The sequence below is a fragment of the Halomonas bluephagenesis genome, from assembly GCF_054790765.1.
In genome coordinates this window covers 3,204,469-3,230,409 of the sequence record NZ_CP133631.1, presented here as the reverse complement: position 1 = coordinate 3,230,409, position 25,941 = coordinate 3,204,469, and the positions used below count along the sequence as shown (strand labels likewise).

18 protein-coding genes are annotated in these 25,941 nt (G+C 52.2%); 9 read left to right on the top strand and 9 right to left on the bottom strand.

All coding sequences use genetic code 11. The annotated features are described in order from the left end of the window. Positions 1–180: 180 nt before the first annotated feature. From REH51_RS14590 to REH51_RS14575, 4 genes are all read right to left on the bottom strand, one after another. On the bottom strand, positions 181–5,004 hold the full coding sequence (locus REH51_RS14590; protein ID WP_498936165.1) for an NAD-glutamate dehydrogenase: 4,824 nt from the start codon (positions 5,002–5,004) through the stop codon (positions 181–183). 169 nt (positions 5,005–5,173) lie between these two features. Then, positions 5,174–6,289, bottom strand: a complete 1,116-nt coding sequence (gene trmA, locus REH51_RS14585) for a tRNA (uridine(54)-C5)-methyltransferase TrmA (protein ID WP_498936164.1) — start codon at positions 6,287–6,289, stop codon at positions 5,174–5,176. 57 nt (positions 6,290–6,346) lie between these two features. After that, entirely contained in the window at positions 6,347–7,144 is a 798-nt protein-coding gene (murI, locus tag REH51_RS14580) for a glutamate racemase (RefSeq protein WP_009722574.1), read from the bottom strand. Positions 7,145–7,257: 113 nt separating this feature from the next. Further along, positions 7,258–7,803: a hemerythrin domain-containing protein gene (locus REH51_RS14575; protein WP_009722573.1), complete on the bottom strand. Its 546-nt coding sequence runs from the start codon at positions 7,801–7,803 to the stop codon at positions 7,258–7,260. 254 nt (positions 7,804–8,057) lie between these two features. Here REH51_RS14575 and REH51_RS14570 point away from each other — a divergent pair, with 254 nt between their 5' ends. Further along, positions 8,058–9,392 carry a replication-associated recombination protein A gene (locus REH51_RS14570; RefSeq protein ID WP_009722572.1) on the top strand — a complete coding sequence of 445 codons (1,335 nt, stop codon included), beginning with the start codon at positions 8,058–8,060 and terminating at the stop codon, positions 9,390–9,392. A 69-nt stretch (positions 9,393–9,461) separates the two neighbouring features. On the opposite strand, the gene lolA is transcribed toward REH51_RS14570, so the two are convergent. Together lolA and REH51_RS14560 are read right to left on the bottom strand one after the other, a co-directional pair. After that, a complete protein-coding gene (gene lolA, locus REH51_RS14565) occupies positions 9,462–10,115 on the bottom strand; it encodes an outer membrane lipoprotein periplasmic chaperone LolA (protein WP_009722571.1) in 654 nt (217 codons plus the stop codon). A 170-nt stretch (positions 10,116–10,285) separates the two neighbouring features. Next, complete coding sequence (locus REH51_RS14560) at positions 10,286–13,732, bottom strand: DNA translocase FtsK (protein WP_498936162.1); 3,447 nt, start codon at positions 13,730–13,732, stop codon at positions 10,286–10,288. 118 nt (positions 13,733–13,850) lie between these two features. On the opposite strand from REH51_RS14560, the gene aat reads away from it, so the two are divergent. The 3 genes from aat (at position 13,851) to infA (ending at position 15,726) form a co-directional block, all read left to right on the top strand. Next, positions 13,851–14,603: a leucyl/phenylalanyl-tRNA--protein transferase gene (aat, locus tag REH51_RS14555; protein ID WP_009722569.1), complete on the top strand. Its 753-nt coding sequence runs from the start codon at positions 13,851–13,853 to the stop codon at positions 14,601–14,603. A gap of 30 nt (positions 14,604–14,633) precedes the next feature. After that, the gene (locus REH51_RS14550; RefSeq protein WP_498936160.1) at positions 14,634–15,368 is read left to right on the top strand and encodes an arginyltransferase; all 735 of its coding nucleotides are present in this window, start codon (positions 14,634–14,636) and stop codon (positions 15,366–15,368) included. A 139-nt stretch (positions 15,369–15,507) separates the two neighbouring features. Further along, on the top strand, positions 15,508–15,726 hold the full coding sequence (gene infA / locus REH51_RS14545) for a translation initiation factor IF-1 (protein WP_007111068.1): 219 nt from the start codon (positions 15,508–15,510) through the stop codon (positions 15,724–15,726). A 183-nt stretch (positions 15,727–15,909) separates the two neighbouring features. Here the strand turns inward: infA and clpA are convergent, their stop codons facing one another. From clpA to REH51_RS14530, 3 genes are all read right to left on the bottom strand, one after another. Next, positions 15,910–18,186, bottom strand: coding sequence for an ATP-dependent Clp protease ATP-binding subunit ClpA (gene clpA, locus REH51_RS14540; RefSeq protein WP_009722567.1), 2,277 nt, complete (start codon positions 18,184–18,186; stop codon positions 15,910–15,912). Between the two features lie 138 nt (positions 18,187–18,324). Further along, positions 18,325–18,648, bottom strand: coding sequence for an ATP-dependent Clp protease adapter ClpS (gene clpS, locus REH51_RS14535; RefSeq protein WP_038486582.1), 324 nt, complete (start codon positions 18,646–18,648; stop codon positions 18,325–18,327). A 334-nt stretch (positions 18,649–18,982) separates the two neighbouring features. Continuing rightward, entirely contained in the window at positions 18,983–21,220 is a 2,238-nt protein-coding gene (locus REH51_RS14530) for an NADP-dependent isocitrate dehydrogenase (protein WP_009722565.1), read from the bottom strand. Between the two features lie 306 nt (positions 21,221–21,526). Between REH51_RS14530 and REH51_RS14525 the strand changes: the two genes are divergently transcribed. The 5 genes from REH51_RS14525 (at position 21,527) to purB (ending at position 25,917) form a co-directional block, all read left to right on the top strand. Further along, positions 21,527–22,129, top strand: coding sequence for a pseudouridine synthase (locus tag REH51_RS14525; RefSeq protein WP_009722564.1), 603 nt, complete (start codon positions 21,527–21,529; stop codon positions 22,127–22,129). An 8-nt stretch (positions 22,130–22,137) separates the two neighbouring features. Further along, on the top strand, positions 22,138–22,587 hold the full coding sequence (locus REH51_RS14520) for an NUDIX hydrolase (RefSeq protein ID WP_009722563.1): 450 nt from the start codon (positions 22,138–22,140) through the stop codon (positions 22,585–22,587). Between the two features lie 73 nt (positions 22,588–22,660). After that, positions 22,661–23,803 (top strand): tRNA 2-thiouridine(34) synthase MnmA, encoded by a 1,143-nt coding sequence (gene mnmA, locus REH51_RS14515; protein ID WP_498936158.1) that lies wholly within the window; start codon positions 22,661–22,663, stop codon positions 23,801–23,803. Continuing rightward, the gene (gene hflD, locus REH51_RS14510) at positions 23,800–24,438 is read left to right on the top strand and encodes a high frequency lysogenization protein HflD (RefSeq protein WP_009722561.1); all 639 of its coding nucleotides are present in this window, start codon (positions 23,800–23,802) and stop codon (positions 24,436–24,438) included. Before mnmA ends, hflD begins: the two co-directional genes overlap by 4 nt. Before the next feature lie 93 nt (positions 24,439–24,531). After that, a complete protein-coding gene (gene purB / locus REH51_RS14505) occupies positions 24,532–25,917 on the top strand; it encodes an adenylosuccinate lyase (protein WP_009722560.1) in 1,386 nt (461 codons plus the stop codon). Positions 25,918–25,941: the final 24 nt, after the last annotated feature.

Below are 25,941 nucleotides of genomic sequence, written 5' to 3'. Positions count from 1 at the left end.
GTGGGCAAATAGACGACATAGCGCGCGGCGCGCAGAGTATAGCGTAAATCAAGTTATCTTCGCAGCGCTGAGCGGCGAGAAAGGCGATGCAGTGAAAAAGCGGCCACAAAAAACCGCGCCCCGATTCAGGGCGCGGTAGGTGGTGTTACTCATCGGGCAAGATAATCGCTAGCTTATGGCTTACGCTTCACTATCACTTTCAGCAAGATCGACCAGTTCACGCACGGCAACAGCAAATAATGCAAAGCCGCCTTCACTGCCACCGCGAACTTCATCAATCAAATGGCACCAGCGACGGTGTAGCTCGGCGTGCTGCTCAAGCCACTGGGCGACACGCTCTTGAGTGTCACGGCTAACCGCTTCCAGCTTAAGCACGCTGGTCGTTAGCGCCAGCTGCTGGCGATCAATGTCGTCACGGAAGGTTTCTCGCGCTTGTGCTTGCCACGCATCGCGCACTTCCAGCTGGGTCACCTGCTGGATCATCCAGGGGAGCTCTAGGCGGCTGCCAATTTCGTAGAACACCTCGGCCACACGCTGAGGCTTCTCATTGGTGATCCGCGCAGCTTGAATAATACCTAAGCCAGCGTAGAGACTTGGTGCGGCAGCCACTGTGGTCGCTAGCGCTTCAGGTACACCAGCATCTAGCAGCTCGTCACAACGCTTACGCCATGCGGCCTGCTCTTCTCCACTGAGCAGCTCACCGATACTTTCTTGCAGTTGAGCCAGACGTGGGCCGAAGTAATCGATGGCATCTTGAGTAGACAGCCCCAAATGCTGACGCAGGAACCAACGCGTGGCGCGGCGAATCATGCGCATCAAGTCGAGCATCATCGAGTACTGCACACGGTTCGGCACTTGGTTATCCAGCGCCTCGATCTGCTCCCACAGGGATGTGAGATTAAACGCATCACGAGCGACTACATAAGCGCGGGCAATATCGGCTCGACCTGCGCCAGTAGAGTCCATTAGGCGACGAACGAATACAATGCCCATGTGATCAACCAAATCGTTAGCTACCTGGGTAGCAACAATTTCACGCTTCAGGCGGTGGTCATACATTTCTGTTTGGTAACGTTCAGTCAACACCTCAGGGAACAAGCGTTCCAGGTGGCGATGAATGTAGAGGTCATCCGGCACATCAGAGTTGATCAAATCGCCTTTCAGGGTGCTCTTAGCGTAAGAAATCAGTACCGACAGTTCAGGTAATCGCATGCCTTGGTCGTGACTGGCACGCTCTTTAAGTACGTCATCAGCAGGCAAGAACTCTAGTTCACGATCAATTTGACCGGCTAACTCAAGCTCACTGATAAAGCGGCGGTATGGCCCCATGCCCTGGTGAGACAGTATTTCTGACAGGTCTAGCGCCTGGGTTTGGCGATAGTTATCAAGGATAACCAAGTTAGCAACTTCGTCGGTCATATCTGACAACAGCTGGTTACGCTGCTTGTCGGTCATGTCACCACGCTTAACCACTTCATCGATCAATATTTTGATATTGACCTCATGGTCGGAGCAGTTAACACCACCGGCGTTATCGATAAAGTCAGTATAAACGCGTACACCTTTAGCGGCCGCTTCCATTCGTCCACGCTGGGTCAAGCCCAAGTTACCGCCCTCACCGACTACACGGCAGTTCAACTCAGCGCCGTTAATACGCAGTGCGTCGTTAGCTTTGTCGCCCACGTCAGCATCGGTTTCATCGGAACTCTTCACATAGGTACCGATACCACCGTTCCACAACAGATCGATCTTGGCCTTCAGCATGGCGCGGATCAGGTCGTTGGGGGAAAGGCGCGTTTCTTCGATACCAAACACCTGCTGCATTTCCGGGGTAATCGGAATCGATTTAGCGCTGCGGCTAAAGACACCGCCACCCTGGGAAATCAGTTCAGCGCTGTAGTCTTCCCAGCTTGAACGGGGAAGGTTGAACATGCGCTTGCGCTCGGCGAAGGCAGCTTCTGCATCCGGATTCGGGTCGACAAAAATATGCAGGTGGTTAAACGCACCCACTAGCTGAATTTTATCCGACAGCAGCATGCCATTGCCGAAGACGTCGCCAGCCATATCGCCAATGCCCACTACCGTGAACAAATCTTGCTGGGTGTTTACGTCGAGGTTTTTGAAATGACGCTTGACGGATTCCCAGGCACCACGCGCGGTAATCGCCATTTTTTTATGGTCATAACCGTTAGCACCGCCGGAGGCAAAAGCATCGCCTAGCCAGTGGCCATACTCTATGGATATTTCGTTAGCAATATCCGAGAAGGTTGCAGTCCCTTTATCGGCAGCCACCACGAGGTAGCTATCGTCGCCATCATGGCGCACCACGTTTTGCGGCGGCACGACCTCACCACCCACCAGATTGTCAGTGACATCCAACAGCGCACGGATAAAGATTTTGTAGCAAGCGATACCTTCTTTCTGCTGGATTTCACGACCAGCGTTTTCTGGCATGCGTTTGCATACGAAACCGCCTTTAGCACCCACAGGCACGATAACCGCGTTTTTCACCTGCTGGGCTTTTACTAGACCCAACACTTCTGTGCGGTAGTCTTCATGGCGGTCTGACCAACGTAAGCCACCACGAGCGACTTTACCGCCACGCAGGTGAACACCCTCTACGCGAGGCGAACAAACAAAAATCTCAAACGCCGGGCGGGGTTTGGGCATGCCCGTGACTTTCGACGGCTCCAGTTTATAGGAGATGTAATCTTTAAAGCGGCCATCAGCAGCTTTCTGGTAGTAGTTAGTGCGCAGAGTCGCTTGAATAAGCTCCATAAAACGGCGCAGCAACTGGTCATCATTAAGGCTGGCGACACCTTCAAGGTGCTCGTTTAAGCGAACTATACAGTCATCTAAGCTGCTTGGCTGATGCTTGGGATCGAAGCGTAATCGGAAAAGCTCAACGAGTGTCTGGGTGATTGCCGGGTAATTAGCCAGGGTAGCTGCGATGTAGTCCTGCGACATACCAAAGCGTATCTGCTTAAGGTAACGGGCGTAACCACGCAGCATGGCCACTTCGCGCCAATCAAGGCCAGCACCAATAATCAGACGGTTAAAGGCATCGTTATCCGCCTCACCTGCCCATATACGCTTAAACGCTTCGCTGAAGGTGTCACGCATTTCGCTGAGGTTGACGCCTTCACGGCTATGCTCCAGCTCGAAGTCATGAATCCAGTAGCGCTGTTGCGGGGCATTGATGTCGTAGGGGCGCTCACCGATAACGCGCAGCCCCAGGTTTTCCATCATCGGTAGCACATCAGACAGTGGGATCTGCGTTTCACGATGGAAAAGCTTCAAATTCATACCGCCCGCTTGCTCTTCTAGGGGGCGGTAAAGTGACAGCGAGAGATCCTCACCGCTATCCAGGGTCAATAGATGCTGAACATCAAACACCGCGGTGCGGGCATTGAAATCTTCTCGATAACTGGCCGAGAACGCATCATGGAAGTGATCCATTTGGTGGTTAGCGCGCTCTTCACCAAAGCCCTCGATCATTGCTTCTTGAAGCTCATCACGCCAGCTGCGTGCCAAACGTGCCACTTTGCTTTCCAAACGCTTAAGGTCGTATTGGCTTGGCCCTTCACCGTTAAAGCGCAGAATAAGCTGAATACGGGCCAATACCGACTCTGACAAATAGGTATTAAAGTCGCCAAAGTGGGCGTCTAGCTCGTCACATAGCATCGTTTGTATACGCTGACGCAGGTCAGTAGAGAACACGTCTCTTGGTACAAATACTAAGCAGGAGTAGAACTTACCGCTAACGTCCGCGCGAATAAACAAGCGCACTTGGCGGCGTTCGCGGATATTGAGAATACCGAGTGCAGTGCTGGCCAGGGATTCCGTACTGATCTGAAACAGGTCATCACGAGGATACACTTCCAACACTTGCAACAGCTGTTTGCCGTTATGACCCTGGGGATTAAATCCAGCAATATCCATTACAGCTTTCAACTTGCGACGCAGCAACGGAATATTGCGTGGCGATTCGTTATAAACCGTGGCAGTGAACAGGCCAAAGAAGCGCCGTTCGCCAATCACATTGCCGTCGTCATCATAACGGTCAACGGTAATGTAGTCTGGATATGTAGGCCGATGCACCCGGGAGTGATGAGCGCTTTTAGCAAACGACAGTAGCTGAGGTACCAGCACGTAGTCGTCATTCTCATCAATACCTTCTTCAGTGCGAATACGCTCGCGGTAACGAGGCTGATCAAGGCGGAAAACCCCCAGAACACTATTGGGGTCACGTTGTAGCTCTTTACCTTCCAGCAGGTACTCGTCGTAACCCAGGAAAGTAAAGTTATCTTTGAGCAGCCACTCTAAAAACGCGATGGCTTCTTCATGATCGTCAGGATCAATTTGCGGCGGGCAGTTTTTCTCTAGCTCATGAATAGCCGACGTGATTTGACCGCACATCTCATCAAAGTCGCTGACCGCTGTTCTGACATCACGCAGCACTTCATGCAGCTTATTCTCAATTTTGGTCAGCGACTCAGGATCCGAATGGCGATCCACTTCAATGACCATCAACGATTCACGCGCTTCAGGCGCGTTTTCATCTCTTGGCGAAACGAGCTCTTTGAGCTGGTGCTGACCGTCACGAGCTACGGCAAATACAGCGTTCTGAATAGCGTGTACCGTTAGTCCGCGACGATTAAGTTCAATTCGTACCGAATCAACCAAAAATGGCATGTCTTCGTGCAAAACGGCAACGAAGGTATGAGTTGACTGCCAGCCGTGCTCTTCAAAGTCGGGGTTGAAGATGCGCACCTTGGGGCTTTTAGGATCGTGATGCTGTAAAAACTGCCAAATCGACAGCGTGGCCCCATACAAGTCGTCTAGGCGTCGGTCGACCAAGTCTTCCACGGGTACAGTGGCGTAGAAGTGGCGAGCAAAGGCTTCAACATCTGCCGCTCGCTCCGGCTCCAGTCGCGCATCCAATCGCTCTTGTAGCTGCTTCAAAAGATCCCGCCGACTCTCTTCAATCGCAACGTAATGCATCCATCACCTCGACTGCCTGGGGCCACTTTAGGCCAAAAAACGAAGGACAATAGGCCTTTAGGCCTTACTGTCTACTAGCTTACGCTACCGATGCTCGTCTCCCTAGCCATCTGACAGGTTATTCATGGTGTATGCCGCTTATGCATCATAAGCACTATTGACAAGACCTCTATAGCCCAGAGTTCTTTCGTGTGAGTAAGACACCGCATTCACAATGCTTGGTAAATGGGAACTGATCAAAAAGCGCGAACCGCTCAATATGATGCGTTTGAGTCAGTATGGTTAAGTTTTCAGCAAGCGTTGCCGGGTTGCATGAAATATAGACGATTTGAGCGTATTCGCTGATTTGATGACAGCTTTGAACGTCCAGACCTGATCTTGGCGGGTCTACCAACACGGTGGAAAACTCGTATGTGTCTAAGCCCATCTCCGTCACTCGACGACCTGTTTTCTCGCCTTTTAACGCCAGTGCGAACTCTTCAGCGGACATTCTTGCCACCTGAGCATTGGTCACGCCGTTAGCGTCCAGGTTGACGTTAGCGCTAGCAACCGAGGTACGGGAAATCTCAGTCGCCAATACACGGCGAAAGTTATCCGCTAGCGCAATGGTAAAATTGCCGTTACCACAATAAAGCTCCACCAAGTCTTCATGTTGATGATCGGCGTTGGCCTCTCTAGCCCAGCTAAGCATGGTCTGGCAGATATGCGCATTTGGCTGAGTAAAGCTGTTTTCGACCTGCTGATAAACCAACTCACGGCCATCAACGGTTAAGCGCTCCCACACATGATCCCGGGTTAGCACCAAACGCTGCTTGCGAGAGCGGCCAATAATCATGATGCCAAGCGTCTCTTCCAGTGCGCGGGCCTCGGCTTCCCAGGCCTCGCCTAGCGGACGATGGTAAATCAGCGTTACCAAGGCTTCGCCGGATAAGGTGGTTAAAAACTCCACTTGAAACAAGCGGCGGCGAAGCTCATCGCTAGCAAGAAACGCTTCCCGCAGACGCGGCATAAGCGCATTGATATGCTCACTGGCGACGGGAAACTGGTCCAAACGCACAATGCGCTTGTTTTTGGGATTGTCCGAATCGACCTCAAACATAGCGTAGAAGAGGTCATCGTCTTCATGCCAGATGCGAAACTCGCAGCGCTGCCGGTAATAGCTTGGCGGCGAGGGGTAGACTTCAAGCGTGGGCGTGGTGAACGCCGCAAAGGTCTTCTCCACGTAGGCTTGCTTTTCAGCGAGCTGTTCGGCATAGCGTTCTGGTTCTACAGTGGGGATCGCCAAGGTGGCTCCTCTTTGAAATAGATAACATCAATAGAAACAAACAACCTAACAGGGTGACTACACCACGTTAGGAATCGTTAATCGTTGTGGTGCTTGAAAGCCAAAGTGTGCCACCCCTTTAGTAAGTTGCGCCGCTGCAGCTGTCGTAAAGCAACGTCCATCTTGGGAGCTATTGACTAAGGTAGGTGCCACCTGCCCTACTCGGCGGGCAATTGCATCGCCAGAATCCACCCACACCAGAGGCACCGGCGACAGCCGGATTAACTCAGGTTTCAGCAGTGGAAAATGGGTACAACCCAGCACAACCGTATCGAGTGCTGGGTTAGCCTGGGTAGCCTGCCATAAAGGCGTCAGCGCTAGGTTTAATCGCTGTTCATCAATCGGTGTGCCTGATAACCAAGCTTCCGCTTCCGTGACCAGTGCATCCGCCGCCACCTTAGTGACGGTACAGTCACTCGCGAAGCTATTAATTAACGCCTGAGTATACGGCCTATTGACGGTCGCCGTCGTGGCGAGCAAACCAATATGCCGTGTCTGACTACTCAACGCAGCGGGCTTGATAGCAGGCACAGTTCCAACAACCGGGATATCAAGCGTTGCACGCAATCCTTCTAGTGCAAGGGTGCTGGCGGTATTACAGGCAACAACTAAGACACTCGCCTGACAGGCATCTACTGCCGCTTTGCATACCGCAACGATGCGCCTAGAGAGCGTTACATCATCGCGCAGACCATAAGGTAACCACGCATTATCACAGGCGTAGCACATTGCCAGATGCGGATAGTGCTGGCGAAGCGCATGGGCAACAGAAAGACCGCCCACGCCTGAATCAAACAGTAGTACAGGCCCTGACATCACTGTTGACCCATCCAATACGCTTTGTACACGCCAAACCTCTCAAGACGCCAATAAAAAACGGGACGCTAGTTTAACACGCCCCGTTACACCTTGAGTGATCCGCTTATACGCTACAGCGATGGCACTTCGGCACCGCGCAATTCAGCGTAAAGTTCGGGATATGCTTGCTGTAGGCGCTCTAGTTCTTTTTCAGCCCCTTCTGGCAGCGCTTGACGAAGTTCTTCCATATCCTCTTCACTGAAATGTTTATCTATCAGCGGAAACAGGCCCTCTCTCTCATGACGAAGGTAGGCACGGTGTGCATCAAGGTACGCTTTCAATGCCTCTGCAAAGCGATCCATGGGCAGCACGTTATCCATTAAAATCATGTCGATATCATTGGATAAGCGGGACAGACGCGGCTTCAATTTACGATAGTCGCTGGCCATTTGCTCCATCAATGGAAGGTGCTCAGGAGCCTGCTCCTGCAGACGTTCCACGCAAATTTTTTCCAGCGGAGAAGCAAAACCATCCATATAAGACAAAATGTAGTCCACCACCTCGCGCATCAACTGGAAGTCGGGCCGTTCACCACTCACGAGTGTTTTTTGTTTTAGCTGCAACACATGGAGCATTCGCGCCATGTTGGCATGATCTAGACGCAGTTGGTTTAACATCTTGCCGTCTCCTTTGTAAGTGCCTTACCTTTCGCCCATTGCCTATTAGCGCTTACGCGCATGGCATGAGCTGGGTTTAACTACACTGGTGTTAATCGTTACCATGCGCCTTTGACATTACCTAGGCAAGCAGACGCTTATCAGTCGGTTATGCCCAAAGGTAGCCCGACGTTACATTATTTACCACAGACACGTGTTAATCGTTGATTGTTCAATGGCAAGATTTACGATGGAAATTTATAGGGAACGTTTATATGGATCTTTTTGACCGCGCGTCCGTTACCACGAGCGAAGACGTGCCCCTTGCCTACCGTATGCGCCCACTAACCCTTAACGATTATGTCGGTCAGCAAGCATTAGTCGGGCCTGACAAACCTCTGCGCCGAATGGCGGAATCCGGTGTCGTGCGTTCAATGATTTTATGGGGACCGCCGGGCGTTGGCAAAACCACGCTAGCAGAGTTATTGGCACGCGCATCGGGCGCTCATCTTGAGCATTTAAGCGCTGTCATGGCCGGTGTAAAAGAAATTCGCTTGGCAGTAGAGCGAGCCCAGCAACGCACATCGCCTACTCTCCTATTCTTAGATGAAATCCACCGCCTGAACAAGAGTCAACAGGATGCGCTGCTACCCCATGTAGAATCGGGTCTGCTAACGCTGATCGGCGCAACGACAGAAAACCCCTCTTTTGAGGTTAACTCGGCGCTACTTTCCCGTGCTCGGGTTTATGTACTAAAACCGCTGAGCCATGAAGAACTTATCCAGGTGTTAACTCAGGCGTTAAACGACGCAGAGCACGGCTTGGGAAAGCGCTGCATTGAGATGGAAGAGGGCGTGTTAGAGGCACTTGCCCATGCCAGCGCAGGCGACGCACGTCGCGCGCTAGGACTGCTAGAAACGGCCTGCGACTTTACTGAGCGACACAGTGATAGAGAAGTGCTGCACAAAGCGGTGTTAGCCGATGTCGTTGGGCATCAATCAAGCGCCTTTGATAAACAGGGTGACGCTTACTACGATTTATTGTCGGCACTTCATAAATCGATTCGCTCATCCCGTCCTGACTCAGCCCTGCTTTATATGGCACGCTTCTTACAGGGCGGTGGCGACCCACTGGACATCGTGCGGCGCTTAACGGCGATCGCCTCAGAAGATGTCGGTAATGCTGACCCTCGGGCACTCCCCTTAGTCATTGCTGCCTGGGATGCCTATTTACGCTTAGGCAATTATGAAGGCCAGCGAGCGATTGCCCATGCCGCCATTCATTTGGCAGTTGCCCCCAAAAGTAATCGTATTGACCGTGCATGGAAGGCCGCACAACAGTATGTGCAGCAGCAACCACAGCTGGAAGTCCCCAGCTACCTCCGCAACGCCCCTACCAAATTGATGGAGCAATTGGGACATGGCCAAGGTTATCGCTACGCGCACAACGAAGCCCACGGCTACCCTGCTGGCAGCGCTCATGACTGCTGGCCAGACGATTTACCCAAAGCACGCTTTTATGAACCAAGCGACTTTGGTCAGGAAAAACGCTTTGGAGAGATAATGGCGTGGCGGGAACAGCGTGACCAAGAAGCAGATCAGGCACCCTAAGGTGCCTGATCTAATCATCGTGCGGAGTACATTATGGCGAGCAGTTAACAGCTCTGCTTGCAACGCTTCTTACAGTTCTTCGCGGATGACATCAGTGCCATCAGGAATATCAAAGTCGTACATGCTACGGTCAATATTGCCGTTACGGGTAATGTCGCTGAACGTAATCGCTGTGCGCTGACCAGTACTGTCCATCATCCACAGCTCGGTTAAGGTCTGATCGTCAAATACCATACTCAGCTCTTCGAATAACGTATCCGCTGAAATAGGGATCAACGTAAACACGTCATCACCGTCCTGCTGCTCATAAAATACGTCATAGCTGGCAGTTAAATCGTTTGCACTGCCCGACAGCAACAGCGCGGGGGTATGCGTGACCCGGTCATCCATCGCTTGGATGGTGACTTGCTCAAGATCAGGGTCGTAAAGATAAACATCATCGCCATCTGAGACGACGATTTGCGTATAAGGCGCATCGACTTCCCAACGTAGCATGCCAGGACGCGAGAGCCACATTTCCCCACGTGCGCTTTGTAATCGCTCGCCACCACCGTCCAAAATTTGCTGTTCAAACGTCGCTTGATAGTTCTCAAGCGGGTCAAGCCGCTCAGTAAGACGCTCCGCGGCGTCACTTGCCCACGCAATAGGCGCTGCAAAGGCTAACCCTAGCGCGCTGGCTGCTAACGCCAACGATGATGAGCGTCGAATATGTGTATCGCGCATTATTTTCTCCCTAGGCAGTCATTGCCGGATAGCGGACGAGGCAAGGAGCGTTAAGACGATCCATGTAGCCTCTCAGACGCAAAACGCGCCGCAGGGTTTCACCTACGGCGCGACTTTCACGCTTATTGCATTATTGAACCAAGCGCCAGGCACTCATTATATAGAATAAGTTAGTGGCCTATCGGAGGCGGTGCCAGCACTTCACGGGCGCCGTTAGAGCCCATAGACGTCACAACACCGGCACCTTCCATCGCTTCCACCAAGCGCGCCGCACGGTTATAGCCGATCTTGAAACGACGCTGAACGGCAGATATGGAGGCTTTGCGTGTTTCAGTAACAAACTGAACCGCCTCATCGTAAAGCGCATCCTGTTCTGCATCATCACCATCTACACCTTCAGCCTCAAGGCCAGCCAGCGCATCGGCAGTCACACCGCCTGACAAGATCTCTTCAATGTATTCAGGCGCGCCACGTCGTTTCCAATCATCCACTACCCGATGCACTTCGTCATCATCCACAAAGGCACCATGAATCCGGTTAGGCGGCCCTGAGCCGGCTGGCAGATAAAGCATATCGCCATGGCCCAACAAGCTCTCTGCGCCGCCCTGGTCCAGAATGGTGCGCGAATCAATCCGCGACGATACCTGGAAGGCCATCCGCGACGGAATATTCGCTTTAATCAGCCCCGTCACCACATCAACGGAGGGGCGCTGAGTAGCCAGAATCAGGTGGATACCTGCTGCACGCGCCTTTTGAGCCAAGCGGGCGATCAGTTCTTCAACTTTTTTCCCGACGATCATAAACATATCGGCGAATTCGTCGATCACCACGACGATATAGGGCAGCTTTTCAAGGATCGGCGGCGTTTGATGCATTTCCCAAGGCTGCGGCTCCCAAAGCGGATCGGCAACTTGTGCTCCTGCACTTTCAGCCTCATCTAAACGCCCATTAAAGCCTGCAATGTTACGCACCCCCATCGCCGCCATTAACTTGTAGCGGCGCTCCATCTCCGCAACACACCAGCGCAGGCTGTTAGCAGCTTCCTTCATATCAGTGACCACTGGTGCCAAAAGGTGTGGTATGCCGTCATAAACCGACAGCTCCAGCATTTTTGGGTCAACCATGATCAGCTTAAGCTCATCCGGTGTCGCCTTCAGTAGCATGGAAATCAGCATGGCGTTAACGCCCACTGACTTACCAGACCCCGTCGTACCTGCGACCAGCAGATGGGGCATCTTACCTAGGTTAGCAACAACGGGGCCGCCGCCAATGTCTTGCCCCAATGCCATAGTCAGCGGCGAGCTTTCCTGTTGATAACGGTCAGAGTCAATGACCTCGCGCAGCCGAATCATTGCTCGATGGGGGTTAGGTATCTCAATGCCAACCGTTGGACGTCCAGGAATCACCTCAACCACACGCACACTCTTGACCATTAACGAGCGCGCCAGATCTTTGGCAAGGTTACTGATTTTAGAAACTTTCACCCCAGCCGCCGGTTTAATCTCAAACCGGGTAATAACCGGACCAGGCCATGTATCGACCACTTCCGCCTTAACGCCATACTCACGCAGCCGGACTTCCAAGAGCTCTGCCATATCAGCAAGCTGCTCGTCCGTGTAATTAGGCTCATGCGGTTCAGGAGGCGTCAGCAACTGAAGGCTTGGCACATCCCCTTCTGGCTCATCGAATGTTTCGAACGCCGGACGCTGGCTCTGCAGGTGCTCGACGGTCCACAGAGTAGGACCACTGTCTGGATCTTTCTCCTCGGAAGACGCCACGTCGGAAGACATTTCACTTGAAGTCATCGATCTAGAAGGCTCAGCCTGAGAAACGTCAGCCCTGGGTGCTTCAGTCCTGGGTACTTCAGCACCATATAACGTTGGCTCTTGGCGCGCTGCTGTAACGGTTGGCCGCGCTGTTGGAAAATCATCTTCCTCATCGTCCCATACTGGCTCCGGCACGACCTCGGGTACGCGTTCGGAACGGGGCTCAGGGGACGGCGCATGCACAGGGCGAGAGTAACCCTCATCTCGCGGCGTGATAGCAGGTGCCTCTTCGGGTTCAGGCATGCTTCTGGAAGCAGACGTCACCGCGCGTTCAACGTCGCCTTCCCACTTAATCGCATCATCCTGTTTTATTTCATGCTCTGTTGCATCACGTGATACGCCTGGCGATGAATAAAATGACTGCGCTGCTGCTGACTGGAAACCAGGAACAGAACGTGAAGATGACTTTTCAGGCTCAGACTCATCAAGCTCGGGCTCATCAAGAACTGGTTCATCGAAAGCAGGCTTTGCAACATTAGATTGATTGACATCAGGTTCATTGAGCTCAGATTTATCAAACCCAGGTTTATCAAATTCTGGCTCGGTTTCTTTAGTAGAGAGCGGTACCGAAGGCGCTGGGTCATTGTCTTCGTCATCAATACGCACCGCAAAGGCATCCTCGCGAGGCGCGCGGGGCGATTCTTCCTCGACGTTTTCTACAACGTCTTCCGCAACGTTTTCCACAACAGGCTCTATTTTAGGCTCTGTTTTAACTTCACGCCGCTCTTCAGCCACAGCGGCAGGCGTTGAAGGTTGGTCGTTAGGTTCAATATCCTTTTGGGCGTCCATCTCAGGAGCAGGCTGTTCAGGCGCCGCTGACGATGCACGCTTAGGCATATCTTCTGCTGGCAACGCACCGGAAAATGCAGCAGCTGCCCATGGAATGGAGGTATCCGTCGTGGTTGAAAAGCTCGGCTCACGACGAGCACGACTGTTTTCTCGGGCGGAATCCTGCTGCCGACTATCTTCTCTTGGACTTGGGCGTTGCAAGTCACTCTCTTGCTTAGCTGCTTTGAATTCAGTAAGAGGTTTCTCTTTTACTTTCTGAGACGCAGCTTTCGCTGCGGCACGCTGGGAACGCTTCTCACGCCCTTTAGCACGGCGAGCGCTGAACCAGCCCCCTACTTTGCACAGACGACGTCCAAGCTCATCAGCCACCTGTAACCACGACATGCCGCTAAACAGCGGAAAACCAATCAATATTAGCGCGGCAGAAATAAGCCCAACGCCACCACTACTAACCAGTGGCTTTAGGGTGCTTACTAACCCTTCGCCCAATATACCGCCAGAAGCGTAAGGCAAAATGCTGTCAGGATGATAAAAATGGAGCGCCCCCAGCATCGTCGTGCCGAAGATAAGCAGCACTAAGCCGCCGGTATGGACAGCAATCGCTACCGGATCGATCTCAAACCGTACTTGGCGAGATCTCATTAGCCACCAAGCAGCATAACCAAACATACCCGGCCACCATAAGGCGCTTGCCCCCAGCAGCGAATAAAGCACGTCCGCAAGCCAAGCACCGACAGGCCCCATCCAGTTTTGGACATCCGTTTCCGGCCCTTGATAAGACCAACCTGGGTCGGCAGGGTCATAACTAAACAGTGCCAATAACAAAAATACGCACAGCGCAAGCAGCACCACGACCACGCCTTCACGCGCTGAGCCCTGCAAGCGCAGACCAAACCGACGAGCTTTATCCTTTGCGGCTTTAACTCGCCCAGTAGAGGCCGTTGATGATGGTTGACGCGAGTTACGTTGCGTTCGCTTGTCTACCGCCTTATTTACTTTCAAGCGATTCTCCCTTTACACCTCAATGGTGTCTTTAATCCACTTGCGAGTTTGCATCATACCGAGCATCCTTTCGCCGTCACAGCGCTTCTATCGAAGTGTTCAGTAACAGGAGCAAACAATGCTACCTTGGCTTTCATCGCCACAGCCTATTTTCCCGTCTACCGACCTTGCCCTAGACTCACCTAATGGCCTTCTTGCCGCGGGCGGAGAACTCTCTCCACACTGGTTAATTCACGCCTACCGGAAAGGTATTTTTCCATGGTACAGCGATGATGAACCTATTTTGTGGTGGAGCCCCAATCCACGTATGGTATTGCAACCAGAACAGTTTAAACGACGTCGTAGCCTTGTTAAGCGATTACGTCATGGTGGCTTTATCGTCACCCTGGATCAACAGTTTGAAAACATTGTTAAAGCATGCGCTGCACCACGCCTTGGAGAACCCGGCACCTGGATCAATCAAGATATGCGTGACGCTTATCAACGACTACACGAGCTAGGCATCGCGCATAGCATTGAAGTACACCTTGAAGGCCAACTGGTTGGCGGACTTTATGGATTAGCAATGGGGCCTGTCTTCTTTGGTGAATCGATGTTTTCGAGAGTTCCCGATGCTTCCAAAGTAGCCCTTGCCCACTTAGCCCATGCTATGCAGCACCATGAGGGTAAACTTATCGATTGCCAGATGCATACACCTCACTTGGCAAGCCTTGGTGCGACAACAGTCGCTCGTAAGACGTTCATCAACTATCTTGAAAAGTGGTTGCCTAACAAGGCATTTAACTTAACGAATATGATTAATGAAGCGCCTACTGTACCTGGATCACCGTGGTTAGGTGCCATCGCCTCGACCAACCATCCAGAATGGTAAACGTATTTAGATTAACCAAGGAGGCAAGCCGTGAGTAGTAACGCTCCTCGCCGCCCTGTGCGGGATTTGCGCTTCTTCCTAACCGTTCCTCATGCCTGCAGCTACCTTCCTGGCAAAGAGGCAACCACTCTGTTTCTGGATCCTCAGGAATCTCCCGTTCCTGGCGTTTATGACTCACTTTCATTGCTAGGCTTTCGTCGCAGCGGTCGACATCTATCCCGTCCTCACTGCGAGGGCTGCGATGCCTGCCGTTCAGTACGCATTCCTATCAGCGACTTTAGCGCTAATCGTACCCAACGCAAAATCCGGCGTCTCAATGCCGATATTTCTACACGCGTAATGCCTGCACATTATGAGGCAGATCATTATGCGCTCTATGCAGACTATATCCGTATACGCCACGCCGATGGTGACATGTATCCGCCAAGTCGAGAGCAGTATCGTACCTTTTTAACGCTTGAAGAACCCTATGCGCATCTTTTAGAAATGCGTTTGGATGGAAAGCTTGTCGCGGTAGCGGCATTTGATCAACTTGAGCATGGATTGTCGGCCATTTATACGTTTTTCAGTGTCGACAAGGCCCTGGAAAAGCGATCATTGGGAACCTTTGCTATTCTGAAGCTGATTGAACTGTGCGGTGAAAAATCGCTCCCCCATTTATACCTTGGGTATTGGATTGAGGAGTGTCGTAAGATGCGTTATAAACGCGCGTTCACTCCCATAGAGGTGCTCGACGGGCGCCATTGGCGGCCTTTAATTTGCTAAACTTGCCAGCTTTTTTGCCTTGATGGCAGGCTTACGGCACAATATAGCGCTGCTTACTGGGTAACCGTCACCTGACGACGCCCATTGAAGTGACTAATTAGACCAAACCATTACGTTAAATAAGTGAGGATCTGCCTATATGGCACGCGAAGATCATATTGAAATGGAAGGCGTTATTGTTGATACCCTTCCCAACACCATGTTCCGTGTTGAGCTGGAAAACGGCCATGTCGTTACCGCTCATATTTCAGGCAAGATGCGCAAAAACTACATCCGTATCCTGACAGGCGACAAGGTAAAAGTAGAGCTGACGCCCTACGATCTGTCAAAAGGCCGTATTGTTTATCGCTCGCGCTAAGCCTTGGTAACGCCTTCAAGCAAACACTGCCCGCGCATGCACGCATCATGACTGCAAATATAGCGTAAGTACGGCGCCGCTCTCTGGAAACGACAACGCCCCGTCGTATGACAGGGCGCTGTGCTTTAGTGAGGCATGGGTTGAGGACTTAGGCGTGAGATTTAGGTGTCCTTAGCGCCCTTTTCAGGGCGCATCCGCCATCTCTGACTCAGTTGACAAGTGCAGCTCGCCTTCTTCAAGGCTAACGTGCACGATGCCACCCTGATCAGCCAACTCGCCAAATAGAATCATCTCAGCCAACGGCTTCTTCAGTTTTTCCTGGATCAAGCGGGCCATCGGGCGCGCCCCCATATCCGGATCGTAACCTTTCTCCGCCAACCAGTCTCTCGCTGTATCATCGACTTCAAGCTGCACACGCTTTTCGTCTAGCTGTGCTTGTAGCTCGATCAGGAACTTATCGACAACGTTACGCACAACAGATGTTTGCAGCGCATGGAACTGGATAATACCGTCCAAGCGGTTGCGGAACTCAGGCGAGAAGGTACGGCGAATCACTTCCATCGCATCGGTTGAGTGGTCTTGGCTTTGGAAACCGATAGAGCGCCGTGATGCCTGCTCTGCCCCTGCGTTAGAGGTCATAATCAGGATAACGTGGCGGAAGTCCGCCTCGCGACCATTGTTGTCTGTCAAACGACCGTGATCCATAACCTGCAGTAGCAGGTTAAATACTTCAGGGTGCGCCTTTTCAATTTCATCTAGCAGCAACACACAATGCGGCTGTTTGGTAACGGCTTCGGTTAACAGACCGCCCTGGTCATAGCCCACATAGCCTGGTGGGGCACCAATCAAGCGTGAAACGGTATGACGTTCCATGTATTCCGACATATCAAAGCGGACTAGCTCGATACCCATGATATGCGCCAGCTGCTTAGCCACTTCGGTTTTACCAACGCCGGTTGGGCCAGCAAACAAGAAACTACCTACTGGCTTGTCCGGCGATTTCAGACCGGCACGGGAAAGCTTAATGGCAGCGGAAAGAGTATCGATGGCCTCATCTTGACCAAACACCAACATCTTCAAGTCGCGGTCGAGCTTCTCAAGCAACTTACGATCAGAACTTGAAACACTCTTCGGTGGAATACGTGCAATAGACGCCACTACCGCTTCTACCTGCTCAACATCAATGGTGTTAGCCCGCACTTCTGGCGGAAGCATACGCTGGTGCGCGCCTGCCTCATCAATCACGTCGATGGCCTTATCGGGCAGGTAACGGTCGTTGATGTAGCGGTCGGCCAAACGAGCGGCGCTTTCTAGCGCACCATCGGTGTACTTAAGCTCATGGTGTTCTTCAAAGCGCGAACGCAACCCTTTGAGGATTTTGATGGTGTCATCCACAGAAGGCGCTAGTACGTCCACTTTTTGGAACCGGCGAGCCAGGGCGCGATCTTTCTCAAAAATGCCGCGAAACTCTTGGAACGTTGTCGAACCGATACAACGCAACTCACCGGAAGATAGTAGTGGTTTCAACAAGTTAGACGCATCCATCACGCCGCCAGAGGCAGCACCCGCCCCTATTACGGTATGAATCTCGTCAATAAAGAGCACGGCGTTAGGCTGCTTGCGCAGTTCACTTAGCAAGCTTTTCAGGCGCTTTTCGAAATCGCCACGGTATTTAGTACCCGCTAACAACGCCCCCATATCAAGCGAGTAAACCACTGCATCGGCAATAACGTCAGGCACGTCTTCTTCAACAATGCGCTTTGCCAAACCTTCCGCAATAGCTGTTTTACCAACACCTGCTTCGCCGACCAGCAGCGGGTTATTCTTACGACGACGAGCAAGAATTTGTACAACGCGCTCAAGCTCATGGTCGCGGCCAATCAACGGATCTATTTTGCCTTGGCGCGCCTGCTCGTTCAGGTTGGTAGCGTAACCGGTTAATGGATGCGCAGCCCCTTCAGAACTACCCTCTTCAGCGTCTTCGCTCTCTTGAGAAGACGGTGATGGAGTAGGCCCATGACCCGACACTTTAGAAATACCGTGAGCGATGTAGTTAACCGCGTCTACCCGCGCAACACTCTGTTGTTTAAGGAAGTAGACGGCTTGGCTTTCCTGCTCAGAGAAAATAGCCACCAGCACATTGGCACCGGTGACTTCACTCTTTCCAGATGACTGCACGTGGAAGACCGCACGTTGCAATACGCGCTGAAACCCAAGCGTCGGTTGTGTTTCGCGATCCGCTTGGCTCTCAGGAATTAATGGCGTGGTCGAATTAATAAAATCCTGCAGATCGGACCGCAGCTTATCGAGATTCGCCCCACACGCCTTCAGCACGTCAACCGCTGACGCATTATCCAGCAACGCCAGGAGCAGGTGCTCAACGGTCATAAACTCGTGGCGCTTTGAGCGAGCCACGGTGAAGGCCGTGTTCAGGGTAAGTTCAAGTTCTTTGCTCAGCATGGCAGTCCCCTTTTCGCTACTACCTAGGGCGTGTCGCCACCTAGGGCTTGCGTCGGATCAGTTTAATCGACCGGCACTTTCAACATCGGGTACAAATGGCGCACTTGCAAGGCCCATCGCTAATTTTTTTCAACGCTTTCAGTCAGCAGCTTCGATATCACACATTAAAGGATGCTCGCATTCGCGGGCATATTCATTGACTTGGTAACTTTTCGTTTCCGCAATATCTCGTGTAAAGATACCGCACGTGGCTTTGCCTTGGGTATGTACCGCAAGCATCACCTGCACCGCTTGTTCACTATCCATGTTAAAAAATTCCTGTAATACCTCGACGACAAACTCCATCGGCGTGAAATCATCGTTATGAAGTATCACTTTGTACAACGGTGGCCGAGCAAGTTCGGGCTCAGCCGGCTGAACGGCTAGGTCATCATCATATTCAGGCGCATCAGGCCGAGTCATTCCTGCGTGCAGGGTAGCCACGATGTATAGGCTGTCTGTATTAGGCATAAGCAGCAAGGTTTATCGTCTCTTAGCTGGCGGGTGGTGTCTTACAGCGCTTGAATCATCCATCCTAGCTTGAATTGCTCTAAATTTAATTTCGCTAGATTTGATTACTCTGATTTTGCTCACCACAGTAGGACGCCCGTAACCAGCAAGGGTTCATGGAAAATACAAAATTAGCATACTAAATAAGACAAAAAACCCTCGCCCACCAAGGCGGGCGAGGGATATCACAGCGTTTTCATGCGCGTTGCCCAGCGGGCTGCACACAGACTGCTTGTAATTTAAGACCTTAACCGTTCGCGACCATCGCAAGCGCTTCGTTGAGCGTCTTACTCGGGCGCATAGTCTGGCTAGCCAACTCTCCGTTCGGGTGGTAGTAACCCTTGAGATCAACAGGCTGTCCTTGCACGCTGTTTAGCTCTTCAATGATCGTAGCTTCATTGGCTTTCAGCGTTTCTACCAAACGAGCAAAGCGTGTTTTCAGTTCAGCGTCTTGATCCTGCGCTGCCAATGCTTCTGCCCAATACAGCGCCAGATAGAAGTGGCTTCCACGGTTATCAAGCTCACCCACTTTGCGTGAAGGTGATTTATTGCTTTCAAGGAACTTGCCGTTAGCTTCATCCAACGCTTTCGCCAGCAGCTTAGCACGGTCATTACCAAAACGTTTGGCGAGGTGTTCCAAAGAAGCAACTAGAGCCAGGAACTCTCCAAGGCTGTCCCAACGTAGGTGGTTTTCTTCAAGCAACTGCTGAACGTGCTTGGGTGCGGAACCACCAGCGCCCGTTTCAAACAGACCACCGCCATCCATCAACGGCACGATGGAAAGCATTTTGGCACTAGTGCCCAGCTCGAGAATCGGAAATAGGTCGGTCAGGTAATCGCGGAGAATGTTACCTGTCACAGAGATCGTGTCGAGACCACGAATCACACGCTCAAGGGTGTAACGCATCGCCCGAACTTGAGACATGACGTGGATTTCAAGCCCATCAGTGTCGTGATCCTTGAGGTACGTTTTGACCTTCTTGATCAACTCGTTCTCGTGCGGGCGGTAAGGGTCGAGCCAGAATACCGTCGGCATACCAGAATCACGGCAGCGCTCAACCGCCAACTTCACCCAATCGCGAATCGGTGCATCTTTGACCTGACACATACGCCAGATATCGCCCTGCTCCACAGTCTGCGACAGCAGTACTTCGCCCGTGTCCAGGTCAGTGATGTTAGCAACACCATCTTCCGGCACCTCGAAGGTCTTATCGTGAGAGCCATACTCTTCGGCTTTCTGCGCCATCAGACCAACATTAGGAACGGTACCCATAGTGGCCGGATCAAACGCGCCGTGCCACTTACAGAAGTTGATCATCTCCTGATAGATACGCGCGAACGTCGACTCAGGCATGACGGCTTTGACGTCTTTGAGACGACCATCAGCACCGTACATCTTACCGCCAGCACGAATCATCGCCGGCATTGAAGCGTCAACAATTACATCGCTGGGTGAGTGGAAGTTGGTGATGCCGCGAGCCGAATCAACCATTGCTAGCTCTGGGCGCTTGTCATGGCACGCATGCAAGTCACTAATGACTTCATCACGTTGAGATTCTGGCAAGGTCGCAATTTTATCGTAGAGATTAGCGATGCCGTTGTTAACATCGACACCCAACTCTTTGAAGAGCTCACCGTGCTTCTCAAAGGCGTCCTTGTAGAAAATTTTGACGCAGTGCCCAAACACGATGGGGTGCGAGACCTTCATCATCGTCGCTTTTACGTGCAATGAGAACATCACACCGGTCTCACGCGCATCCTCGATTTCACGCTCGTAAAAATCCAGCAGCGCTTTCTTGCTCATAAACATGCTGTCGATGATTTCGCCTTCCAGCAGCTCGACCCGAGGCTTGAGCACCTTGGTTTCACCGCTGGCGGTGATCAGCTCCATCTTGACGTTGCGGGCGCGATCCAGGGTCATCGACTTCTCACCATGGTAGAAGTCGCCACTATGCATGTGCGAAACATGGGTACGTGACGCCTGGCTCCACTCCCCCATAGAGTGCGGATACTTGCGGGCGTACTCTTTCACGGCTTTCGGTGCGCGACGGTCGGAATTACCTTCACGCAATACAGGGTTAACTGCGCTGCCTTTGACTTTGTCGTAGCGCGCTCTGATATCTTTCTCTTCATCGCTGCTTGGGTCGTCCGGATACTCAGGCAGCTTGTACCCTTGTTCTTGCAGCTCTTTGATCACAGCACGCAGCTGCGGCATAGAGGCGCTGATATTCGGTAATTTGATGATATTGGCTTCAGGAACCTTGGCAAGTGCACCCAATTCGGCCAAGTGGTCTTCAATACGCTGCTCTTCAGTCAAGTAGTCTGGAAATAAAGAGAGAACGCGAGCCGCCAGGGAGATATCCCGGGTTTCCACCTCGATACCAGCAGCATCGGTGAAAGCGTCAATAATCGGTAGCAAAGAGTATGTCGCGAGCGCAGGCGCTTCGTCGGTGAGCGTGTAAATGATCTTCGGCGTTTTAGACATTTTGCGTTAACCTCTTTTTTTCTTTCGCTGTGATTATAAAGATCCTGAGCGGCGCGACTTCTTCAACGAGAGACCATGCCGCGAAGCAGGCGGGGCCATTTTATTTGGCTTTCCCGGTTATCAATCGGTGGTTTTTACGGTGGTTCTTTCAGTGATAACTACGACAACTCCAGCACGACGTAAACGCTATTCAAAGGCTGCTTTTCAAGAACTGCGTCTGAAGGATTAGCGTCAAAGTATACCAGCGCTGCATTTTAATCGCATGAGAGATTGTCGACAAATCAAGGACACCCCCCTGAAGAGATTATGAGTACTTTATATTTACTGCATAAACCCTATCGTATGCTCTCTCAGTTTACCGATAAACAAGGCCGTGCCACATTAGCCGATGTTATAGATGTGCCGGGCGTTTACGCCGCTGGGCGACTTGATTATGACTCGGAAGGCCTGCTGTTATTAAGCGATGACGGTAGTCTCATTCACCGTATCGCCCATCCTCGTCACAAGCAGCCCAAAACTTATTGGGTGCAGCTCGAAGGACATATTAATGATGAGGCGATTAACGCCCTGAAAAACGGCATCACCTTAAAAGATGGCCCAACCAAACCAGCAAAAGCGCGGCGCATTGAGCCCCCCGCCATCGCGCAACACGACCCAAGGATTGATCCCAAACGCCACCCAACCACCAGTTGGTTAGAGCTAACGATTAGCGAAGGCCGCAACCGCCAAGTACGGCGCATGACCGCCCATGTAGGGTTTCCTACGTTGAGATTGGTACGCGCGGCGATTGGCACATGGCAACTTGGCGACTTGGCCCCAGGCGAGTGGCGCAAAGAAACACTACACGCTCCACGCCCAACTAAAGCGCCCAAGCGTAGCGGCGCTCCTCGGCACAGGCACTCCAAATGAGCAGTGAGATGATTAAAAACGCCATCATCAGAAGTACCGTTGCCTGCGTGATTCAGCGCAATGACCACTTTTTGATGGTGGAAGAAGCCCGCGGCGGTAGGCAAACCGTGTTTAACCAACCGGCTGGACATGTAGAGCCAGGCGAAGGCCCGATGGCAGCCATCTTGCGCGAAGTACAAGAAGAAACCGCTTGGCAGGTGACGCTAACCGACTACTTAGGCCTTTATGTCTTCCACACGCCAGAAGGCCTTACCTTTCATAGTCATGGTTTTATAGCGACACCAGACGTCATGCTGTCGTCACCCATTGATAGCGACATCACCGCCACTCACTGGCTCACCCTGAATGACATCAAAGCCCTCAGCGATGCCGGTCGGTTGCGTAGCCCCCTAGTGCTTAAGCGCATCGAACACGCCATTAACGGCCGCTGCTATCCCCTGACAGTGATTCACGAGTGAAGCACTCGAAGCATCAAGCCTCCATCGTGTATAATCAGCGCCCAATTGCACACCACTTCAACTGAGGATGCCAATGACATCCACCCATGGTACGTCTATCCCCGAAACCGTTGAGACCCAAAAAGTCATTGTTGGCATGTCGGGCGGCGTTGATTCGTCGGTTTCTGCTCTCCTTCTACTCCAACAGGGGTACGAAGTTGAGGGCTTGTTTATGAAGAATTGGGATGAAGACGACGGCACCGAATACTGCACGGCAAAAGAAGATCTAGCCGATGCCGAGGCCGTGTGTGCGAAGCTGGGTATTAAGCTGCATACAGCCAATTTCGCATCCGAGTATTGGGACAACGTCTTCGAGCACTTTTTAGCCGAATATAAAGCGGGCAGAACGCCCAATCCCGACATCCTGTGCAACCGCGAGATCAAATTTAAGGTCTTTCTTGAATACGCCGAAATGTTGGGCGCTGACAAAATCGCGACCGGACACTATGTTCGCCAAGGGATTCGTGAAGGTCGCCCGCGTCTGCTAAAAGGTGTGGATAGCAATAAAGATCAAAGCTATTTCCTTCACGCGGTGCCTGAAGCGGCGATTGCTCGCACCCTATTTCCTGTCGGTGAGCTGGAAAACCCAGCCGTTCGTGCACTGGCTGAACAGCACGACCTTATTACCGCCAAGAAAAAAGACTCTACTGGTATTTGTTTTATCGGCGAGCGCCGCTTCCGTGATTTTTTGCAGCAATACTTGCCCGCACAGCCCGGTAATATTGAAACGCCCGAAGGCGACACCATTGGCAAGCATATGGGGCTTATGTACTACACACTGGGGCAGCGTCAGGGGCTTGGCATTGGTGGCCTAGCCAACTATTCGGAAGACCCATGGTACGTAGCGGCCAAAGACCTGGAGCGCAATGTATTGATTGTCGTCCAGGGTAAGCTCCACCACCTACTGTTCACCAATGCTCTAGCCACTGAAAACATGGATTGGGTAGCAGGAGAACCGCCTGCCGCGCGGGGCCGTTACACCGCCAAAACCCGCTATCGTCAAAGCGACTGCCCGTGTGAAATCCGTGCGTTGCCCGATGGCACTGTTGAGGTGGTGTTTGATGATCCCCAATGGGCGGTGACACCTGGTCAGTCCTTGGTACTTTATGATGGTGATATTTGCTTAGGCGGCGGCGTTATTCGCGCCACTTGGAACACGACGGAGGCCGCTGCATGAGCGCTACCCCTATTCATCGCGCGCCGGATTCGCAAGCCGCCCGCCAAGCACTGGCACTGGCCGGCGTCTTTCAATCCGCTAGCTTAGTAGACGAACTCGCACGCACCGGGCAAGTAGACCCCCGCGCCTGGGAAACGCTGATCAATGCCACTGTAGACACCAACCCGGAAAGCTTTGAGGCTATCTACGGTGGCCACCCGAACAACCTACGCCGTGGGTTAGAAACACTCGAAGCCCTGGTCGGCCGCAAGCAAGCCAACCCGGTGGTACTCCGCTACGGTTTTTCGCTACTGCTGCTAATGAATAAACTTCGCACTGACCGCCATATGATGGATTTACTCGGTCAAAAGCTGTCCCATGTACAGGGGCAGGCGGAGCATTTCGGTAGCACACACGAGAATGTGGTTGCCAGTCTTGGCGACGCCTATCAAGAAACCATTTCGACGTTCAAAACCCGCATCGTGGTTCAGGGCGATCCCTCTTTACTGCAAACTCGCATGATGCCCGAAAGGGTGCGCGCCTGCTTAATGGCGGGAATTCGTTTTGCGCTGCTATGGCATCAGCAAGGCGGCCGTCGCTGGAAGCTTGTTTTCCAGCGCAAAGCGCTGAGACGCGCGCTTGATAGCCTTGGCTAACGCGCCTGCAGACCATTTAGGCACTTCGGCATATTGCGCTTCGACACATCGCACTTCGATTAATTGACTTCAGACCACCTTGGAAACCAAGCCATGCAACTCTCTGCTTTGACCGCCCTCTCCCCCGTTGATGGACGCTACGGCACAAAAGCCGCCGTACTACGGGAGCACTTCAGCGAATTCGGTCTTATCCGTGCTCGCGTGATTGTGGAAGTGCGCTGGCTGCAGCGCCTTGCGGACCACAGTCAAATTGTCGAAGTACCGCCGCTATCAGCGGAAGCGACTGCTTTTCTCGAGCAGTTGATTCGTGACTTTTCTGTCGAAGATGCCGAACGCATTAAAGAAATTGAGCGAACCACCAACCACGACGTCAAAGCGGTTGAGTACTTCTTGAAAGAGAAGATTGCTGGGCAATCCGAACTCAATGCGGTCACCGAATTTATTCACTTCGCCTGCACCAGCGAAGACATCAACAATCTATCCTACGGCGTCATGCTGGCAGATGGCCTAAAAGCCATTTTACCTACTCTAAATGAAGTAGCCGATGAGATTGCCAAATTGGCCATTGCCCATGCGGCCCAGCCAATGCTTTCGCGTACCCACGGGCAAACCGCCAGCCCCACAACGCTGGGCAAAGAAATGGCTAACGTGGCTTACCGTTTGAAGCGTCAGCTCAAGCAAATCGAACGCGTTGAGATTCTAGGTAAAATTAACGGTGCTGTGGGTAATTACAATGCCCACCTGACGACCTACCCAGACATTGACTGGGAAGCCAACGCACGCACCTTCGTGGAAGGTTTGGGCTTAAGCTTCAACCCTTACACCACGCAGATTGAGCCACATGACTATATTGCCGAGCTTTTCGATGCGGTGTGCCGTTTCAACACCATTTTGATCGATTTTGATCGCGACGTATGGGGCTATATTTCGCTGGGTTACTTCAAGCAGCGTACCGTTGAAGGCGAAATTGGTTCATCCACCATGCCGCACAAAGTTAACCCGATCGACTTTGAAAACTCGGAAGGTAACCTGGGCCTTGCTAATGCGGTGCTTGGTCATTTAGCACAGAAACTACCGATTTCCCGCTGGCAGCGCGATCTGACTGACTCCACTGTACTGCGTAACTTAGGTGTTGGCTTGGCTTACGGTCTGATTGGCTATCACGCCAGTCTCAAAGGCATCAGCAAACTGGAAGCTAATCCAGAACGCCTTGCAGAAGACCTGGATAACAGCTGGGAAGTGCTAGCTGAGCCAATCCAAACGGTCATGCGTCGCTATGGCATCGAAAAGCCCTACGAAAAGCTTAAAGAACTGACTCGAGGCAAGCGTATTGACCAAGCAGGTTTTGCTGCTTTTATTGATACGCTTGAGCTGCCTGAGTCAGTCAAAAATGAGCTGAAAGCCCTCTCTCCTGCCAGCTATATTGGTAATGCGAAGGCTCAAGCCGAAGCACTTAGCCAACGGCTTGCTGCACTCTAAACGACGCACTGCGCTCTTAGTAAA

Excerpts from the sequence above, each read along its gene's own strand:
- REH51_RS14520 (WP_009722563.1), top strand. The coding sequence starts at position 22,138 with ATGATTAAAAACGCCATCATCAGAAGTACCGTTGCCTGCGTGATTCAG.
- REH51_RS14590 (WP_498936165.1), bottom strand. The coding sequence starts at position 5,004 with ATGCATTACGTTGCGATTGAAGAGAGTCGGCGGGATCTTTTGAAGCAG.
- REH51_RS14530 (WP_009722565.1), bottom strand. The coding sequence starts at position 21,220 with ATGTCTAAAACGCCGAAGATCATTTACACGCTCACCGACGAAGCGCCT.
- REH51_RS14575 (WP_009722573.1), bottom strand. The coding sequence starts at position 7,803 with ATGTTAAACCAACTGCGTCTAGATCATGCCAACATGGCGCGAATGCTC.
- hflD (WP_009722561.1), top strand. The coding sequence starts at position 23,800 with ATGAGCGCTACCCCTATTCATCGCGCGCCGGATTCGCAAGCCGCCCGC.
- REH51_RS14525 (WP_009722564.1), top strand. The coding sequence starts at position 21,527 with ATGAGTACTTTATATTTACTGCATAAACCCTATCGTATGCTCTCTCAG.
- mnmA (WP_498936158.1), top strand. The coding sequence starts at position 22,661 with ATGACATCCACCCATGGTACGTCTATCCCCGAAACCGTTGAGACCCAA.
- REH51_RS14570 (WP_009722572.1), top strand. The coding sequence starts at position 8,058 with ATGGATCTTTTTGACCGCGCGTCCGTTACCACGAGCGAAGACGTGCCC.
- murI (WP_009722574.1), bottom strand. The coding sequence starts at position 7,144 with ATGTCAGGGCCTGTACTACTGTTTGATTCAGGCGTGGGCGGTCTTTCT.
- purB (WP_009722560.1), top strand. The coding sequence starts at position 24,532 with ATGCAACTCTCTGCTTTGACCGCCCTCTCCCCCGTTGATGGACGCTAC.
- clpA (WP_009722567.1), bottom strand. The coding sequence starts at position 18,186 with ATGCTGAGCAAAGAACTTGAACTTACCCTGAACACGGCCTTCACCGTG.
- infA (WP_007111068.1), top strand. The coding sequence starts at position 15,508 with ATGGCACGCGAAGATCATATTGAAATGGAAGGCGTTATTGTTGATACC.
- clpS (WP_038486582.1), bottom strand. The coding sequence starts at position 18,648 with ATGACTCGGCCTGATGCGCCTGAATATGATGATGACCTAGCCGTTCAG.
- lolA (WP_009722571.1), bottom strand. The coding sequence starts at position 10,115 with ATGCGCGATACACATATTCGACGCTCATCATCGTTGGCGTTAGCAGCC.
- aat (WP_009722569.1), top strand. The coding sequence starts at position 13,851 with ATGCTACCTTGGCTTTCATCGCCACAGCCTATTTTCCCGTCTACCGAC.